The sequence below is a fragment of the Cyclobacterium sp. genome (assembly GCF_014762705.1).
In the GTDB taxonomy this organism is placed as follows: domain Bacteria; phylum Bacteroidota; class Bacteroidia; order Cytophagales; family Cyclobacteriaceae; genus Cyclobacterium.
This window is the reverse complement of record NZ_JABURL010000070.1, coordinates 17,213-36,624: the sequence shown is the minus strand read 5'-3', so window position 1 is coordinate 36,624 and position 19,412 is coordinate 17,213. Positions and strand designations below refer to the sequence as shown.

Genomic DNA, 19,412 nt, shown 5'->3' with positions numbered 1-19,412 from the left:
GGCGGCAGGGGGCTAACTCCCTGCCGCCTTTTTTTAATCTACATACAAAACCAAACCTTTCAGGTAGGAAGTCTCCTGATGAAATACATTTACAGGGTGATCCGCCCCCTGGGACACCTGATGAAGGATTTGGGTATTTCTTCCTGATTCCAGCGCTGCGGCTGTTACCGTATGGTGAAACAAGTCCCGGTCAATTACCTGAGAGCAGGAAAAAGTAAACAATATACCTCCGGGCTTTATTTTTTTCAGTGCCAGGGCATTCAATCTTTTGTAAGCTTGTACCGCATTGTGGCGGGAGCGCCTGTTTTTGGCAAAAGCAGGCGGGTCAAGAATAATTACTTCATAGGAGTCATCGATAGTCTGAAGGTATTTAATTACATCTGCAGTAATAGAGGGATTATTAATGGGATCAAACCCGTTTATTTCGAGGTTCCTTTGGCAAAGGGCAATGGCCTCTGAAGATATGTCAACGGAGGTGACCCTGCTTGCCCCTGCTCCCATAGCATACACAGAAAATCCGCCAGAATAACAAAAAGTATTGAGTACTACTTTTCCCAGGCAATAGGCCTGGAGTAAACTCCGGTTGTCCCTTTGATCCAGAAAAAAGCCTGTTTTCTGGCCCTTTTCCATGTTGATTTCAAATTGAAAATCATTTTCCACTATCCGGTTATCCGGACTTTCACCAAAGACCCATCCATCGGCCTGATCGGTATTGCCATGCATTGCCGAAGAACTTTTGTTATAAATGGATTTGAGCTCTTTCCCTAAAACCCTTTTCAAGGCAGTTGATATGTTGTCCAGTTCTTTGATAATTCCCGGGTGGTGACCCTGAATGACCAGGTTTCCGTCGTAATTGTCAATGATCAAGCCCGGCATGCGGTCCCCCTCCCCGTGTACCAACCGGTAGGCATTGGTCTTTTTGTTCCGGGAGGAAAAAATCTCCTTTCTTAATTTGTAGGCAGTTGAAATTTTTTCCACCCAGAAGTCTTCCGAAATTTCCCTGTCGCTAAAGGTTATCATTCGCACCATAATGGAGCCTGGTGAATAAAAACCAATGCCCAACACCTGCCTTTTGTTATCCAGGACCTTTACCAGGTTTCCTTCCTCCAGGTCCAGTGGTTTTTTTTCAACGGCACCTGAAAAAATCCAGTGATGCTTTCGTTTTATAGAGATCTCTTTTCCCTTTTTCAGGGTGATTTCAGGGTAGTTCATTTTATGGGGACTCATTTTTTTGAAGTAATTTTCAGGATAGTTTGTTTGAAAGTGGCCCGGGATATCGGTTGGAACCGATAATCATGGCCACTATGCTGACTGCAAGAGCTGCCAAATGATGGGGTGCAGGTATGGGGATAAACTCAAAATAGAATAACAGGTAAGCTGCCATGCCTCCAAATATGGACCATTTTGCTCCTGTTGAGGATGCTTTTTTCCAATATAAACCTGCCGTAAGTGGCGTAAGTAAGGACACAAGCAATAACATAGATGCCTCTCCAATCAGGGAGTAAATATTGGTCTTCCAAAAGGCAAGAACAACGGAAATAAGGGTGATGGCTACCAGGCAGATTCTCAAAATCCACAACATTTGATGCTCACTCCATCTGTCATACTTTAAAGGCTTGATGATATTTTCTGTTATAAGCGCAGTTGGGGCAAGCATGGATGAACTGGTGGTGCTCATAATAGCCGAAAGCAGGGCACCGAAAAAGGCAACCTGTAAGGGCAAACTACTGTGCTGCAATACCAGTTCTGGAAGAAGCAGTTGATCGTTTTCCAGGGAAATTTCCGGATATAGGATTTTTCCACTCAAGGCGATAAACAAGGGTAAAAGTCCTATGGTCAGGTAAAATGCTGATGCAAGAAACAATGATTTTTGGGCCGTACCACTGCTTTTGGCTGACATGGATCGCTGATAAATATCCTGGCTTGGAATGCTTCCCAAGCCTAAAATGGCCCAGGCACCCAGGTATTCCATCCAGGCACCTGCTTTTGGAGGGGGAAAAAACGTGAAACTGGAATCGGGTGCCTGCTCCATGATTATGAAAATGCCGCCGGCTTCCTGGCTGAGCGTGATCGTCAGCCAGAATAAACCAACCACAATGACGATTGTCTGAACAAAATCGGTGATCGAAATGGCCCACATTCCTCCTAAAAAGGTATAAAATAGAACGATTGCAGCGCTGATCATGACTCCCATCTCCATAGAAAGACCGGCAACTGCTCCAAGAATTAATCCAAAGGCCACCAGCTGCGCAGCAATGAATCCGAAATAAGCGGGGATCATGAAAATGGTGGCATACAAGGCAATCCTTTTCCCAAAAAGTTTCTTATACACATCCCCCAATGTGCGTGCTTGCATGGCGTATATGGGCTTTGCAAAAAACAACCCAAATAATAGCAGACACAATGCGCCTCCAAAAGGGTCCTCCATGACCCCAAGTAAACCATGATTCAGGTATTCTGAGGAAGCACCGAAAATGGTTTCAGAGCCAAACCAGGTGGCAAAAAGAGCCGAGGCACTTAAATATAGCGGGAGTTGTTTGCCGGCCAGCATAAAGTCCCCGGAAGTCTTGACAAAGCGGGAAGACCATGCGCCTAAAGCCATGGTTACCAATAAGTAACAAACGATCGCAGTGGGCAGCAAGTAATGGTTATTAATGGTACATCTTATCCCTCAGGGCTTTAATTTCCGGATCTTCCAGGTAGGATTCGTAATCCATTCGCCTGTCAATGGTGCCCTTGGGTGTAAATTCGATAATCCGGTTGGCAACAGACTGTACGAAAGCATGATCAAAGGAAGAAAACAACAAAGTTCCCGTGAAATCAATCATGGCATTGTTAAGTGCATGAATGGATTCCAGATCCAGGTGATTGGTAGGCTCATCCAAAACCAGAAAGTTGGGGTTCTGAAGCATCATCCGGGAAACCATACACCGTACTTTTTCTCCCCCGGAAAGCACGGATGCTTTTTTCAGAGACTCTTCACCTGTAAAAAGCATTCTGCCCAGGAAAGTTCTTACATAAGCCTCCTCCTGATTTTCGCTGTATTGACTCAACCAGTCAATCAGTTTTAGGTCTGAGTCGAAAAAAGAAGAATTATCATTGGGCATGTAAGCTTTATTAATGGTTACCCCCCATTTAAAACTTCCGGATTGAACAGGAATTTCTTCCATGATGGTTTGGAAAAACTTGGTAACGGCCTGCTTGGTCCTGGAGAGAAAGGCGATTTTGTCCCCTTTGTCCACCATCAGGTTTACATCCGTGAAAAAGACCTTCTCTTCGTTTTTCAATTCCAATTGATCGGTAAGCAGTAGCTGGTCTCCGGCCTCCCTTTCAGGTTTAAAAATAATGCCCGGATATTTTCGGGTGGAAGGCTTAATTTCATCCACATTGAGCTTTTCCAGCATTTTTTTCCTGGCAGTCGCTTGTTTGGATTTGGCAACATTTGCGGAAAAGCGCTCAATGAAAGACTGAAGCTCTTTTCGCTTTTCTTCGGCCTTCTTGTTCTGATCCGCTTTTTGTTTTGCGGCTAGTTGGGAAGATTCATACCAAAAAGAATAATTTCCGGAATATATGTTGATTTTACCGAAATCTATATCTACAATATGCGTGGCCACCTGGTCTAAAAAATGCCTGTCATGAGAAACCACAATGACCAGGTTTTTAAAATTGATTAAGAAATCCTCCAGCCAGCCGATGGTTTCGGCGTCAAGATCGTTTGTGGGTTCATCCAGAATCAGTATATCCGGATTTCCAAATAAAGCCTGTGCCAATAGCACCCTTACTTTCTGATCCCCGGATAAGTCTTTCATTAATTTCCCATGGAGATTTTCACTCACCCCCAATCCGGAAAGAAGTGCTGCTGCGTCACTTTCGGCATTCCAGCCGTCCATTTCTGCAAAATCAGCCTCCAGTGTAGCTGCTTTGTTACCATCTTCCTCTGTAAAATCCTCTTTCATGTAAATGGCATCTTTTTCCGTCATGATGTCAAAAAGCTTTTTATGCCCCATGATCACCGTTCGTAAAACTTCCTCCTCCTGAAAGGCAAAGTGATCCTGGGAAAGTACGGACATTCTTTGTCCGGGTGTAATATTGACGATGCCCGTAGTGCTGTCAATTTCTCCGGTAAGGATCTTTAAAAATGTAGATTTTCCTGCGCCATTGGCACCGATGACCCCATAGCAATTACCTGGGGTGAACTTTAGGTTTACATCTTCGAACAGTGTTCTTTTGCCGAATTTGAGGGATAAATTATCTACTGAAATCATTGTATTTGCCTACTGAAAATTTAACAAAGCGCAAAGTTAAAAAAATAATCCAGCATCACCTATTTTCCCTTGCTCCAGAAAGGCCGCGCAGCTTGTTTTTTCCTCCAGGTGTACAATTCCCCTGTAGCTGAAAAGTGAAAAAGCAGGACCATCCCCGCCACCAATATACAGCCTGCCATCAACATGACCATGGGCATGGCCGTTCCATTGTGAAAAAGGCTCACCAAGGCGGTAACCAGACCTCCTATGGCCATACGCATAAAACCCATCATGGCAGAAGCACTCCCTGCATTTTTAGAGAAGGGAGCCAGTGAAATGGCTGCTGCATTGGGAACACTCAGCCCATGACCGGTCAGGAAGATAAACATGATACCGATCAATACCCAAACATTAAACGCTGCTGTCCACACACCGATAATGATGATCAGGCCAATGACCAATTGGTAAGAAAGGGCTGTAATCACGATGGTACGGTTGCTGAAGTGATTCAACAGGATGTGGTTCAGTTGGGTAGCCCCAATCATGGCAATGGATAGAAAAGCAAAAAGCCAACCATATTCTGTAGCGGTTAACCCATAAATATTGATAAACACATCAGAAGATCCTGCTATGTAGGCGAAGGGTGCTGCTCCGGCAATTCCACCGACAAGTATATAGGTTAGAAATTGATTGTTTTTAAGAACTTCAATATATTTTTTAAAAACCTGAACCGGCCGGAGAGAGAGATTCAGGTCCGGCTCTGCACCGTCGGGAAGTTGCCATTTGCAGGAGATAATGATGCCGGTACATATAATGGCCAATAAAATAAATAGCCAATGCCAATGGAAATGAGCCGCAATATACCCACCTAGGGTAGGTGCTATCATAGGGGAAACGGCAATCACCAATGTCAGCATGGCTAGGGTTTGGGCAATTTTATTTACAGGGAATAAGTCCCGAACCAGTGCTTGTGCTGCCACCATTCCCACACAACCGCCAATGGCTTGAACGAAACGCATGATGATAAGCCCTTCAAAGGAGGATACAAAAGCACATCCTATGGACGCCAGGACGTAAATCCAAAGCCCTGCATAAAGCGGTTTTTTTCTTCCAAACCTATCTAATAATGGACCATAAAACAACTGACCGATGGCGATTCCTATCAGATAGCTGGTTAGCGATAGTTGAATGTTGGAAATACTGGTATGCAGGTTTTTAGAAATTGCCGGAAATGCAGGCAGATACATGTCCACTGAGAACGGACTGATGGTACTTAATGCCCCCAAAATCAATACCAGGATAAAATAATTTTTTTGTTCTTTCATAGCAAAATACAAAAATACGTATTTAAGGGTTAAAAAGGGGATTTTGATTCTTTAGTAAATAAATTAGAATGTTAAATCATTAAAAATGTATTTTAAATAAAATAAAACGTTTTTTAAGATTGATTTTTTTAGATTAAATGTTTAATATTGTCAAAACAAAACAGCATTAAACTTTTAAATATTATTAATGAACAGTTTTAGTAATTTATTATTTTGAAACTTATGGTATCAGCATCAAAAAATTCTTTAACAATTGTTTCATTTATCCTATTTATTTGGTTTGCCAATCAAAATTATTTGTTTGCTCAAAACGTAAGTTTTAATCAAACTTCATTAAATTTTAATGATTTTGATAATATTAACCAGGGAACCTCTCTTCAATTTGGACCTGATGAGCGGCTTTATGTTTCTCAACTTAAAGGAGAAATCAAAATCTATTCGGTATTAAAAGAGGGAGCCAACCAATATGATGTGGTTGGCGAAGAACTGCTTCTGGGGGTAAAGAATATTCCCAATTATGACGATACTGGTTTATTGGCCTATGATAATCGGGGAAATCGACAAATTACAGGTCTTACGGTAGTAGGGACCGCAGAAAATCCGGTAATTTATGTGAGTTCCAGCGATCCCAAATGGGGGGGGCCAAGCGGGGACAAGTTGCTTGATACCAATTCAGGAATAATCACTAAAATTAGCTGGACTGGCGAGAGCTGGGAGGTGGTCGATTTAGTAAGAGGTTTGCCACGTTCTGAAGAGAATCACTCCACAAATGGATTGGAATTTACAATCATTAATAATAAACCCTACCTTTTGGTAGCGAGTGGCGGTCTAACCAATGCCGGGGCTCCTTCAAAAAATTTTACTTACATCACTGAATTTGCGCTTTCTGCAGCTATTTTAAGTATTGATCTGGAAGCCATAGAAGCTTTACCCACCAAAACTGACAGCCACTCCGGCAGGTCATTCAAATACGATATCCCCACTCTGGATGATCCCAGTCGGGAAAATGTCAATGGAATTTATAATCCGAATGATCCAAATTATGATGGAATTGATGTAAATGATCCTTTTGGCGGGAATGATGGTTTGAACATGGGAATGGTGACCGAAAATGGCCCTGTTCAGATTTTTTCTCCCGGATACAGAAACTCATATGATTTAGTGGTGACTGAAGATAGGAAGTTATTTGTTACCGATAATGGGGCCAATATCAATTGGGGCGGTTTACCTCTGGGCGAGGGTAATGCGTCGATGATTAACAATAATTATAACCCGGGTGAACCAGGTTCCAGTCCGCTAAATCCTTCATCAGCCGGGGAGTTTGTGGATAATCAGGATCACTTGTTATTGGTCACCACGAATTTAGATGCCTATGTTCCCGGGTCCTATTATGGAGGGCATCCCACCCCAGTCAGGGCCAATCCTGGTCAGGCTTATATTAAAGGGGAGCCTTTCCCTTATGCTCCCGGAGGAGCCGGTTTGTACACCAAATTTATTGGAGATAATAATGATTATGCCAATGTAACTCCAGTTTTTACCCCTTCAGACAATTTCAGAACCCAGATTCTTGAACCTGTAGCTCCTGGTCAGCCTGGCTTTGATGTTTATGCAGCCAATAGTCTCCCCGCAAACTGGCCCCCGGTTCCATTAAGTAGTGCAAATCCAGCTGAGGCAGATTTTATTGCGCCCACTTTAGCCAACAGTAATGGACCTCAGCCAAATATTGTTACTGTTTTCCCGAACAATTCCAATGGGATAGCAGAATATAAAGCGACTAATTTCGAGGGGGTTTTGAAAGGATCTCTGATAGTTGGTAAAAATGGAGGGACCCTTCATTTGGTTCACTTAAATGGAGATGGTTCTTTAAAAGAAGTAGAATTCAGTAAATGGAACCTCAATGGAGGAAATGCCCTGGGAATCACTACTAATGGAGATAATGAAATTTTTCCAGGTACTGTTTGGGTGGCGACTTTTGATAACCGGATCATGGTATTGACTCCGGAAGATGATGTTTTTTGCATACCTGTGGATGATCCGGATTTCGATCCGGCAGCTGATTATGATCATGATGGTTATACCAATCAGGATGAGATAGATAACGGTACGGATTATTGTTCAGGAGGATCAGCTCCGGATGATTATGACAAAGATTTCATTTCCAATCTAAATGACGAAGATGATGATGGAGATGGAATACTGGATAAAGATGATTCCTTTCAAATCGGTTATCCCAGTGACCTTCCATTGGAAAATCAGTTGTTTACCAATCAATCTGATGCATCAGGCCAGGAATTTGGTTATTTGGGATTGGGACTGACCGGATTAATGAACAATGGGGATGATAATCCAAATTGGCTCAACTGGCTGGATAAGGGAAATGAAAGTCCTGGAGATCCGGATATTTATGGTGGTACAGCAGGGGCCATACAAATTTCCATGACAGGTGGTACGGCAGATGGCTTGGCCAATAATCAGGATAAGGGTTTCCAATTGGGTATCAATGCCGGCACTGAAACCGGAAATTTCATCATTTCATCCGGAATCATTGGCTTATCCTCTCCCGGACAACTTTATGACTTTGAAGGAGAGGGTGAAATAGGCATTCAGATAGGAGATGGTACCCAAAGTAATTTTATAAAACTAGTTTTCACCAAAGAGGGTATTTATGCGGCCCAGGAAATTGATGATGTAGCCGATACCAGTCCACTTTTTCTGGAAATTCCGGAGTTGGAAAGACCAGGTGCCAACACTTTAATTGAATTGGCTTTCGAGGTAAACCCTTACACCGGTACGGTAGAACCCAAATATAAATACGACAATCAACCATATATTTCTCTGGGTATCATGGAGACCGGAGGTAGCATCAAAGAAGCCATTCAAAATATGGATATTCCTTTGGCTATAGGTATTTATGGTTCCTCTCATGACATGGAGAAGAGTTTTGTAGGGGTTTGGAATTATTTCAAAATAAGTGGAGAAGTTCCTTACACGATAAGAGAATTAAGGAATGTCAGCAGATTGTTGGGTGATCCGGACGTTTTTACTGATCTGGATGAATATTTTGATGATGATGATGGGGTGAATAACCTGACATATACTATCGCTGAAAATACCAATCCTGTGATTGGGGCTGAAATAGAAGATAATATATTGAGGTTGATCATTCCCAGTGATGAGGTTAGTACAGATGTAACTGTGAGAGCTACCGACGAAAACAGTTATTTTGTAGAACAAACTTTTAATGTCCTTGTGGAGCAGGATTTTGAAATTTTGTTGAGAATAAATGCTGGTGGACCTACCATAAATATTGAAGATGATTTGCCAGTTTGGTTATCCAATAATTTATCGGGTCCTGAAGAAACTGAATTGTTCGCTGTATCCGGTGGAAAGGTTTCTACCAATTCTTTTTCTGCATCCAACCGGCACGTTTCCATTCCGGAATATATTTCTGACGAGGAGTATGAGCAAATATTCAACAAGGAAAGGTACAGCCCAGATCCCAGTATGGATTATTCAATTCCTTTGCCGGATGGGGAGTATTTAGTCAACCTTTACATGGGTAACGGCTTTGAGGGTACTTCAACGCTTTTAAAAAGGTATTTTGATATTCAGATTGAAGGGGAGGTTGTTGAATCTTCTTTGGATTTAATAGAAAGGTTTGGCCATAAGATAGGAGGCATGGAACAGTACCAGGTGAGTGTAGCTGATGGGGAATTGAACATTACCTTCCTGAAACAGAAAGAAAATCCCCTGTTGAATGCCATAGAAATTATAGGGAAACCCATTCAGATTCCTATTGAGTATGAAAGGGTCGAAGATCAGATTAATTTCATAAATTATGAACTGGATGGAAGCATGTTTGTGGTGGCTTCGGGGGGTAATGGTAACCTCAACTATTCGGCTGAGGGATTGCCTCCAGGTATTTATTTGGAGCCTACCAATGGCACCATATATGGTACCATCGAAGAAGGGGCATTGGCCAATAGTCCTCACAGGGTAAGGATTACGATTGATGATGAGGATGAAATCCACTCTGATGCGGTTTCATTCAATTTCACATGGACCATCAGCCCTGAATTGTCTGAGCAGAAGTGGACATTAAAGGAGGAAAGCACTGATTATTCAGGCAGACATGAAAATAGCTTTGTCCAGGCAGGTGACAAATTCTACCTGATGGGAGGCAGGGAAAGTTCCAGGACCATTGATATTTATGATTATGCAAAAGACGAATGGCGTTCCTTATCCAATATCAATCCTCACAGTTTCAATCATTTTCAGGCATTGGCCTACGATGGATTGATTTGGGTGGTAGGTGCATTCCAAACAAATGATTTTCCTAATGAAATACCTGCGAGCCATATCTGGATGTTTGACCCTGTCAATGAAGAATGGATTCAGGGGCCTGAAATCCCTGAAGAAAGGAGAAGGGGCTCAGCTGGACTGGTAGAACACAGGGGTAAATTTTACCTGGTAGGCGGCAATACGCAAGGTCATGATGGAGGATATGTAAGCTATTTTGACAGTTTTGATCCCGAAACGGGAGAGTGGACTGTTTTAGCTGATGCTCCAAGGGCCAGGGATCACTTTTTTGCCACCAAGCTGGGAAGCAGGATGTACGTGATTTCCGGAAGACAATCAGGAGGTCCTGAAGGTACTTTTGCTCCGGTATTACCAGAGGTGGATGTGTATGATTTTAATGCTCAAACCTGGAGTACCTTACCGGCAGAATTAAACCTGCCTACTCCAAGAGCCGGAGCCATCGTAAATAATTATTTGGATAAACTGATCGTGGCAGGTGGAGAGGTGCCAGGCATTTCAGAAGCCCTTGCCACGACTGAGATGTTTGATCCTTTAAAACAATCTTGGGAAACCCTGGATTCCATGAATTTTGCCCGTCATGGTACCCAGGGTATTGTTTCAGGAAAGGGATTGTTTGTGCTTGGAGGTTCACCAAACAGGGGAGGAGGAAACCAGAAGAACATGGAATATTTTGGTTTTGATCAACCCAATGGAGAACCATTGACTGCCGGAGAATTGGTTTATGAAGATTCCATGGTATTTAGGAAAGGCCAACCAAAAGAACTTTCCGTATCACTGGAAGGTGGTAATACCGGATTATGGATTAAATCAATAATACTAACAGGTCCAAATGCAGAAGATTTCACCATCCTGGATGGAGAATTACCTGAAAACGTTTTTTGGAAACCAGGCCATCAATTTAATCTACTGTTGGATTATGAAGGAGAAGCTTTGGAAGGAAATGCGGAGCTGGTGATAAATTGGGGGAATAGTGGTCAAACGATAATCCCTATAGAGGGAGATGGGGATTTTGAGGAAGTATCCCTGTATTTCAATTCCGGTACATTTGATGATGTGGTTTTTGATGGCAAAACCTATGTGGGGGATCATTACCTTACGGATATCCATAATGGAGGTAGTGTGTATAAAAATACAAACATTGAAGCGCCTGCCCTTTATCAAACAGAGCGGTTCTCTAGTGAGTTAAGCTATGAGATTCAATTGCCTAACGGAATTTATACAGTGACCACCCATCATACTGAAACCTGGTTTGGTCAACCAGGAGGAGGAGTTGAAGCGGCTGGAAAAAGGGTTTACGATATTTACCTTGAAACACAGAAGGTAAAAGCCAATTTTGATTTGTTTTTGGAAAATGACAACCAGCCCATGGCACTTGTTTTTGAGGATATTGAGGTAACTGATGGAAAGTTAGATCTTGATTTGATAGCAATAAACAATAACGCCACCATATCTGGCCTATCCATTGTCAATCAAGGCGAACTGGGAGCCTTTCCTATTGCAAATATTTCTACATCTGCCAATTCGGGTACAGGCCCACTGGAAGTAGAATTTTCAAATGATGCATCCAGTCCTGAAAACTTTACGTTCTTCTGGGACTTCGGTGATGGTAATTTCTCTTCTGAGGAGAATCCCACTCATATTTTTGAAACTGAAGGAGAATATATGGTCAGTCTTACGGTATATAATTCTGATGGTGATTCGGCGAATGACCAGGTCTTGGTCACAGTAAATTCCCCGGATGCATTTGAATTGCATGTCAATGGGGGTAGTGACAATTTGGTGAGTCTGGAAGGAATTGATTTTGTCGGCGAAAGTAATTCGGGAGTGAGTTATACCAATTCAAAAACGTCATTTTATAACTCAGGGGCCTATTCTCCTTTGTATTATACAGAAAGGTATGGTAGCGATTTTTCATACGTAATTCCGGTAGAAAATGGAATCTATACGATAAAAACTTTTCATAACGAATTGTGGTATGGCAGGAGTGGCCCAGCCAGTAAGGCCGGACAAAGAGTTTACGATATTTTGATAGAAGGCGAGGTAGTTATGGAAGACTTCGATCTGTTTGTGGAAAATGAAAATCAACCGATAAGTCTGACCCATGAAAACATTTCTGTTACCGATGGAGAATTGGAAATACGGCTTATTGCAAGTGTAAATAATGGTTCTATTGCTGGTTTTTCTATTATTGCCGAGAATATTACATCTACTTTGCCAGAAGCGATCATTGAAGCGGATATTCAGCAAGGTGCTTACCCTTTGATGGTTAATTTCTCAGGTAGCAGTTCTTCTGGAAATGGGGCCTTGACTTATAATTGGGATTTTGGTGATGGAACCGGTTCCACTGAAATGGATCCCAGCCATGAATATGTAACCGCAGGGGAGTATACAGTAGTATTAACCGTTACGGATGAAGAGGGAAATCTGGCAACAGATCAAACGATTATTACTGTAAATGACCCCGCAAATCAAACTGACTTCTCACTTCAAGTTAATTCGGGAACGAATAACACTGTCAATTATTTGGGAGATGAATTTATGGGAGAATCCTCCTCAGGAGTTGCCTTTTCCAGTTCATCTACCTTTAGCAATAGCAGTGCAGGATCCCCGGAATTATTTCTGACTGAAAGATTTGCAAGGAATTTCACCTATACAGTTCCAGTTGAGAATGGGGTTTATACCGTAAAAACCTACCATAATGAATTGTGGTTTGGAAAAAATGGACCAGATGATGCTCCTGGTCAGCGGGTATATGATATAATAATTGAGGGTGAAATTGTAAAGAATGATTTTGATCTTTTTGTAGAAAATGGCAATGAGCCAATTGAATTGACATTTGGAGAGATCGAAGTCAAAGATGGTGTATTGGATATCAACCTATCAGCCACAAGCAATAATGCAAGTATTTCAGGTTTTTCAATCCAATCTAACGCCGTTGGGGTTCTTTCACCCACTTCCGTTCTTGCTGCATCCCAAACAGACGGCTACGCACCTTTTGAGGTTTTATTTGATGGATCTGCTTCCTCTGGTGAAGGTGAACTAACTTATTCATGGGATTTTGGAGATGGAAATATTAGTCAGGAGATAAGTCCTATACACGTATATGCCGATCCGGGTACCTATGAGGCCTCATTAACGATAATGGATGAAGGCGGGCTTACAGATGTTTCTACGATTGAAATAAACGTGCTGGATGAATCAGAACCCTCATGGACTTTAAGTTTAAACACAGGGTCTTCTAAAAGCACTTCTTACCTTGGGATGGATTTTATAGGGGACAATGCATTTCCTGAGTATTACAATACCACCAATACCTTCATTAGTAGTGGCAGCACCGAGGCATTGATTTTCAGGACCGAAAGGTATGCCAGCTTCCTGTCATATGATATTCCAGTAGAAAATGGCACCTACAGGGTGAAAACTTATCATACCGAACCCTGGTTTGGAAAAGCCGGTCCGGAAGGTAGCGCAGGAAGCAGGGTATTTGATATTTATGTAGAGGAGGAACTGGTAAAAGATGACTTTGACATCTTTCTGGAAAGCAACAACCAGGCTACGGAATTGTTATTTGAAAACATTGAAGTTACAGATGGCACCATGAATATTGATTTCCTTGCATCAGTAAATAATGCCAATGTATCCGGTATTGTTTTGGAAAAGATGCAATCTATTAAAGGGGACATTGCATCATCTTCCAGAATTGTTACTGAAGGTACGATGGAAGGCTCAGGTAAACTCCAGGAATTCCCGGATGTAATACTCTATCCTAACCCAGCCAGTCAGGAAGCATTTGTTAGACTAGAGGGTGATTTGACCCTTGATTGGATAAGTATCTACACCATGTCTGGGCAACAGGTATTTATTCAGGATGTAAGAGATAATGATCAGTCTGAATATGCGATACCAGTTGACAAGCTTGAGCAGGGAGTTTACTTGCTGAGGTTGATTGCAAAAAATGGGGCTCAACTTCAGCTACGGCTGATTGTGAAAAAATAGGCATATTAAAAATAGGTACAAAGAAAAAAACCTGGTCAAAAGACCAGGTTTTTTTATTCACTTTAACCACTAACAACCACAAATAAAGTCTATCCTCCTTGCGGAGAAATCAACTATATTTGTTGTAGTCCGTACGGGAATCGAACCCGTGTTTCATCCGTGAAAGGGATACGTCCTAACCCCTAGACGAACGGACCTCAAGCATAAATAAAAAATGTAGTCCGTACGGGAATCGAACCCGTGTTTCATCCGTGAAAGGGATGCGTCCTAACCCCTAGACGAACGGACCATTTGATTAAGAATATGCTCTTTTCTCAAAGGTGATGCAAATATAGGGCCTTTCAATAACAAACCAAAACCCACCAAAAAATATTCCCTAAAGAATATCCAAACCTTTGAAAATTAGCCAATAAAATTAATTTAGTTGAGAAAACTGCGATTGAACAAACTTTTTGTTCTCAATTTCCGTTTCCCTACAAAGTCTATAGAATAATTTAAATTTAAATAAAGTTATGTCATTAAGATTAGGAGATACCGCACCAAACTTTACCGCAGATTCTACAGCAGGTAAAATCAATTTTCATGAATATTTGGGTGATAGTTGGGGGATATTGTTTTCCCATCCGGCAGATTACACGCCGGTCTGTACTACAGAACTTGGAGCCGCAGCCAAGCTAAAGGATGAATTTGACAAGAGAAATGTTAAAATGCTGGCACTAAGTGTTGATGGTCTGGAAAGTCATAAATCCTGGATCAATGATATCAATGAAACCCAGCACACTACGGTAAATTTCCCTATCATTGCAGATGAGGACAGAAAAGTATCCGGATTGTACGATATGATTCATCCGAATTCTAATGAAAATTTTACTGTTCGTTCAGTTTTTATTATTGGAAATGATAAAAAAATCAAGCTGATCATCACTTATCCGGCCAGCACCGGTAGAAACTTTGATGAACTTTTGAGGGTAATTGATTCATTGCAGTTGACGGCAAACTATTCAGTGGCCACTCCGGCCAACTGGAAACATGGAGAAGATGTAGTTATCGCTCCCGCTATTAAAAATGAAGACATTCCGGCTAAATTTCCCAAAGGGCATAAGGAAATCAAACCTTATCTCAGGACAACACCTCAGCCAAATTTATAGTAGCCTGTAACCAACTTGTTAAAAAGGGTGATATTTATCACCCTTTTGTTTTTATTGGCTTCTACCTGGCTTGATCAGGCTTTTTTTCGCCAATTCGACTTTATTAACCCTTTTTTTTATACCGATATTTGGTTTTTACCATCAGTAATATCATATTTATCGCTTTAGTGCATTTTTATATTTATAGCCTAGTCTTTAAGGAAGTATGATTAATAGTATTATTAAAGGGTCCGGAAAATACTTACCGAACATTAAAATCCCCAATGATTATTTTTTGACCAGAAAATTTTATGACAGCGATGGACAACCTTTGGTAAAATCCAATAAAGATATCGTTGCCACCCTTCAAAAAATAACCGAAATAAGGGAAAGAAGATACCTTGAGGATAACCTAATGACTTCGGATATGGCCTATTTTGCTGCCAAGGAGGCTCTGGATTCCTCAGGGATAGATGGTGAGTCTTTGGACTACATCATAGTAGCACATAATTTTGGGGATATTTTGCCAGATAACAAAAGAGTGGATATTTGTCCAACGATTGCCGCAAGGGTAAAGCATAAGTTGGCTATTAAAAACCCGTATACAGTTGCTTATGATTTACCTTTTGGTTGTCCTGGATGGGTGCAGGGGATGATTCAGGCCAATTATTATATCAAGTCAGGTGATGCAAAACGAATCATGGTGATAGGGGCGGAGAACTTATCCAGGATTTCGGACCCGCATGATATGGACAGTATGATTTTTTCTGATGGGGCAGGGGCTGTAATCCTGGAAGCCTTAGAGCAGAAAGAACCTGTGGGTATTATCAATCACCTGACCAGATCGGATACCCTGGAACATGCGCATTTATTGACCATGGGGTCCTCTTACAACAAGGACTATCCTGACAGCACCCTGTTTTTAAAAATGAATGGAAGGAAATTGTATGAATATGCTATTAAAACCGTCCCAACCACCCTTAAAACTTGTATCGATCGCTCTGGCGTACCTTTGGAAAAGATTAAAAAAGTATTGATCCACCAGGCCAATGCCAAAATGGACCATAATATTTTAGACAGGTTGTTTCATTTGTATGGCGATGCGCCGGCTCCGGCAGGGTTGATGCCCATGAGTATTCAGGAGTTGGGAAATAATTCAGTAGCAACGGTTCCTATTTTATACGACATGGTCTCTAAAAGCAGTATGGAAGGGCATGCATTCCTGCCTGGAGAATATGCCCTATTTGCCTCCGTGGGAGCGGGCATGAATATCAATGCTTTTGTCTACAAGCATCCTTAAGATAAATTATAAGTACATATTATGAATAAGATCGATTCACATCAGCATTTCTGGAAATATGATGTTAATAAATTTTCCTGGATCAGTGATGAGATGCCGGTGTTAAAAGAGGACTTTCTTCCTGAGAAGCTTCAAACAATACTGGCAGCAAACGGAATAGAAGGGACCGTTGCTGTGCAAGCCTTGCAAGAACCTGAGGAAACACAATTCCTGCTGGATTTAGCTGAAAAATTCCCTTTTATTTTAGGGGTAGTCGGTTGGGTAGACCTTAATTCAGATCAATTGTCAGATACCTTGCATGCCTATGCACCTTTTTCCAAATTGAAGGGATTCAGGCATCTGCTTCAGGATGAAGCAGATCCGGAATATATACTTAAACCTGCCTTTCAACGTGGGTTGGGAAAAGTTTTTGAGGCTGGTTACAGTTATGACCTGCTGGTTTTTCCCCACCAACTGGATGGTGTCATACAGACGGTGAGCAATTTTCCTGAGGGAAACTTTGTATTGGACCACCTTGCCAAACCTTCCATAAGAGAAGGTAAAATCCAGGAATGGGGACAAAAGATAAGGGACTTGTCAAGCCATCCCCGGGTGTATTGCAAGCTTTCCGGTATGGTTACAGAGGCCGATTGGCAAGGTTGGAAAGCAACTGATTTTTTTCCCTACCTGGACCTGGTGTTGGAGTCTTTTGGAGAGGACAGGCTTATGTTTGGATCTGACTGGCCGGTTTGTAAGTTAGCGGCTAATTACGATCAGGTTAGCAGCATATTGGATAAGTACCTGGACGGCCAGACCCATACGGTGCAAAATAAAATATGGGCTGAAAATGCCAGACATTTTTACAGACTTTAGCGCAAAAGAATCTATTTCAATTTGGGTATGATGCAAATTACACGGAAAGGAAAGATTATTTCAGAAGCGAGATCCTCCCGAAGGTCGGGAAACTTTGGTATGGGGCTAGCTATGGCCTTTTAAATTCAAATTAAAAACAAATGAAACGCTATTGTTTGGCACTGGACCTGGTGGATGATCCAGAAATCATTGAGCAATATAAAATGCACCACCAAAAGGTACCCGGTCTGATTGAGAAAAGCATTCGGGAAGCAGGCATAAAAGTCATGGACATTTACCTGACAGGAAACCGCTTGTTTATGATTATGGAAGTAAATGATGACTTTTCCTTTAAAAAGAAGGCAAAAATGGATGCTGCAAACGAAGGTGTCCAGAAATGGGAACAAATGATGGACCAGCTACAACAAGCATTGCCATGGGCTAAACCAGGTGAAAAATGGGTACTGATGGATAAAATTTTTTCATTAAAAAAATAAATATTCTCAGGATTCGGGATAGGATAATTTTTAGAATAAAAAAGGCTGCCCCATTTTGGGACAGCCTTTTAAAATGTTAAATCACATATTTTTCACCTCACTGACGAGGCCATTAAGTACTTTTTTGGCATCCCCGAAAAGCATGCGTGTTTTGGCATCGAAGAATAGGGCATTTTGTATGCCAGCATAGCCTGAACTCATACTTCTTTTGATAACAATCACATTTGTGGCGCGATTAACTTCCAATATGGGCATCCCATAGATAGGACTGGAAGGATCATCATTGGCTGCCGGATTGACTACATCATTGGCTCCAATCACCATTACAACATCTGTGTTGGGAAGCTGTTCGTTCATGTCATCCATTTCAATCAGCTTGTCATAAGATACGTCCGATTCTGCCAGCAATACATTCATATGACCAGGCATTCTCCCTGCTACAGGGTGAATGCCGTAAGTTACTTCAACACCTTTCTCTTCCAGAATTTTTTCCAGGTCATGCACCGCATGTTGGGCCTGCGCTACAGCAAGACCGTATCCGGGTACTACTACTACCCGCTTGGCATAAGCCAAAAGAATGGCCGTATCATAGGTATTGATTTCTTTGGCTACCTGATCTCCTGATTGACCCGGGGCTGCAGCTCCTGAAGCGGTCCCAAAGGAAGTGAAAAGGATATTGGAAACAGACCGGTTCATGGCCTTGGCCATTAACAGGGTCAATAACAAACCTGCAGAGCCGACCAATATACCACCCATAAGCATTACCTTATTGTCATACAATAAACCTGTAGTTGCTGCGGTAACTCCTGTAAGGGCATTGAGCAGAGAGATAACCACTGGCATATCGGCTCCACCTATCGGATAGACAAACAATAACCCATATATCAATGAAAGGAAAATGAGCAGGTACACCAGAATTGGCTGAGGTTCACCAGAATTCAGCACATAAATGGCCAGCCCAACTGCTGCGGCAAGTACCAGAAAGCCCAAAATTTTATTGATTCGGATATCCTTGATTACTCCCTGTAACTTACCCATGGCGATCATGGATCCTGAAAATGAAACCGAACCTATGACCAGACTGGCCATCAATACGGATCCTTTTCCCATATCATCGACTGGTAAGTCCCCATATTCCACTAAGCCAATCAGGGCTGCCGCAGCTCCTCCCATACCGTTAAAGAAGGAAACCAATTGGGGCATGGCTGTCATTTGCACTGTCTTTGCAGAATACAAACCACCGATGGTGCCTAGGGCCATGGCAATAATAATGAGGATAAGGTTATCCAATCCTGGGGTTAAAAATGAGGCGAGTATTGCCAATAGCATACCCGAAAGCGCAATGCCATTTCCTCTTCTTGCCGAATCAGGGTGGCTCATCATTTTAATACCTACAATAAAAAGTACCACCGCTACCAAATAGCAAATATCTATTATTTGTAAAATCATCATTTTATTTTTTACCGGGTTTCTTCTTAAACATTTCCAACATTCGATTGGTAACAGCAAAGCCACCAACCACATTTAACGTAGCAAGTAAAACTGCTAAAAACCCCAGGGACAGGGCCAGGTAGTTCGCTGGATCTGTTTTACCCAAAACGATAATTGAGCCAACGATTACCACACCAGATAAGGCATTCGACCCAGACATCAATGGGGTATGCAAAACGGTAGGTACTTTGGAGATGACTTCTATCCCCACAAAAATGGCCAGGATAAAAACATAAAACTCTTGTTGATTTCTTGATATATATTCTATAATTGCTTCCATG

At 41.8% G+C, this 19,412-nt stretch carries 11 protein-coding genes and 2 tRNA genes; 5 read left to right on the top strand and 8 right to left on the bottom strand.

All coding sequences use genetic code 11. The features are described from left to right. Positions 1-33: 33 nt before the first annotated feature. Genes HUJ21_RS13115 through HUJ21_RS13100 form a run of 4 tightly spaced genes read right to left on the bottom strand, consistent with a single transcriptional unit; the run spans position 34 to position 5,569 of the window. Positions 34-1,227 carry a class I SAM-dependent rRNA methyltransferase gene (locus HUJ21_RS13115; protein WP_291370500.1) on the bottom strand — a complete coding sequence of 398 codons (1,194 nt, stop codon included), beginning with the start codon at positions 1,225-1,227 and terminating at the stop codon, positions 34-36. 16 nt (positions 1,228-1,243) lie between these two features. Beyond that, positions 1,244-2,602 carry a sodium:solute symporter family protein gene (locus tag HUJ21_RS13110; RefSeq protein WP_291370498.1) on the bottom strand — a complete coding sequence of 453 codons (1,359 nt, stop codon included), beginning with the start codon at positions 2,600-2,602 and terminating at the stop codon, positions 1,244-1,246. Positions 2,603-2,651: 49 nt separating this feature from the next. Further along, positions 2,652-4,265: an ATP-binding cassette domain-containing protein gene (locus HUJ21_RS13105; RefSeq protein WP_291370496.1), complete on the bottom strand. Its 1,614-nt coding sequence runs from the start codon at positions 4,263-4,265 to the stop codon at positions 2,652-2,654. 59 nt (positions 4,266-4,324) lie between these two features. Next, positions 4,325-5,569 carry a multidrug effflux MFS transporter gene (locus tag HUJ21_RS13100; protein ID WP_291370494.1) on the bottom strand — a complete coding sequence of 415 codons (1,245 nt, stop codon included), beginning with the start codon at positions 5,567-5,569 and terminating at the stop codon, positions 4,325-4,327. Positions 5,570-5,791: 222 nt separating this feature from the next. Here HUJ21_RS13100 and HUJ21_RS13095 point away from each other — a divergent pair, with 222 nt between their 5' ends. Continuing rightward, positions 5,792-13,885 (top strand): malectin domain-containing carbohydrate-binding protein, encoded by an 8,094-nt coding sequence (locus tag HUJ21_RS13095; RefSeq protein ID WP_291370492.1) that lies wholly within the window; start codon positions 5,792-5,794, stop codon positions 13,883-13,885. Positions 13,886-14,010: 125 nt separating this feature from the next. On the opposite strand, the gene HUJ21_RS13090 is transcribed toward HUJ21_RS13095, so the two are convergent. Continuing rightward, positions 14,011-14,082 (bottom strand) — tRNA-Glu (locus HUJ21_RS13090). 20 nt (positions 14,083-14,102) lie between these two features. Next, positions 14,103-14,174: transfer RNA gene (locus HUJ21_RS13085), tRNA-Glu, on the bottom strand. Positions 14,175-14,397: 223 nt separating this feature from the next. Between HUJ21_RS13085 and HUJ21_RS13080 the strand changes: the two genes are divergently transcribed. The 4 genes from HUJ21_RS13080 (at position 14,398) to HUJ21_RS13065 (ending at position 17,640) form a co-directional block, all read left to right on the top strand. After that, positions 14,398-15,033 (top strand): peroxiredoxin, encoded by a 636-nt coding sequence (locus HUJ21_RS13080; protein WP_166146877.1) that lies wholly within the window; start codon positions 14,398-14,400, stop codon positions 15,031-15,033. A 205-nt stretch (positions 15,034-15,238) separates the two neighbouring features. Further along, positions 15,239-16,312, top strand: coding sequence for a ketoacyl-ACP synthase III (locus HUJ21_RS13075; protein ID WP_291370489.1), 1,074 nt, complete (start codon positions 15,239-15,241; stop codon positions 16,310-16,312). A gap of 21 nt (positions 16,313-16,333) precedes the next feature. Beyond that, complete coding sequence (locus tag HUJ21_RS13070) at positions 16,334-17,164, top strand: amidohydrolase family protein (RefSeq protein WP_291370487.1); 831 nt, start codon at positions 16,334-16,336, stop codon at positions 17,162-17,164. 140 nt (positions 17,165-17,304) lie between these two features. Next, complete coding sequence (locus HUJ21_RS13065) at positions 17,305-17,640, top strand: L-rhamnose mutarotase (protein WP_291370485.1); 336 nt, start codon at positions 17,305-17,307, stop codon at positions 17,638-17,640. Between the two features lie 81 nt (positions 17,641-17,721). Here HUJ21_RS13065 and HUJ21_RS13060 read toward each other — a convergent pair whose 3' ends face one another. Then, positions 17,722-19,089, bottom strand: a complete 1,368-nt coding sequence (locus HUJ21_RS13060; RefSeq protein WP_291370550.1) for an NAD(P)(+) transhydrogenase (Re/Si-specific) subunit beta — start codon at positions 19,087-19,089, stop codon at positions 17,722-17,724. Between the two features lie 4 nt (positions 19,090-19,093). Next, complete coding sequence (locus HUJ21_RS13055; RefSeq protein ID WP_291370483.1) at positions 19,094-19,411, bottom strand: NAD(P) transhydrogenase subunit alpha; 318 nt, start codon at positions 19,409-19,411, stop codon at positions 19,094-19,096. Between the last annotated feature and the right edge of the window lies 1 nt (position 19,412).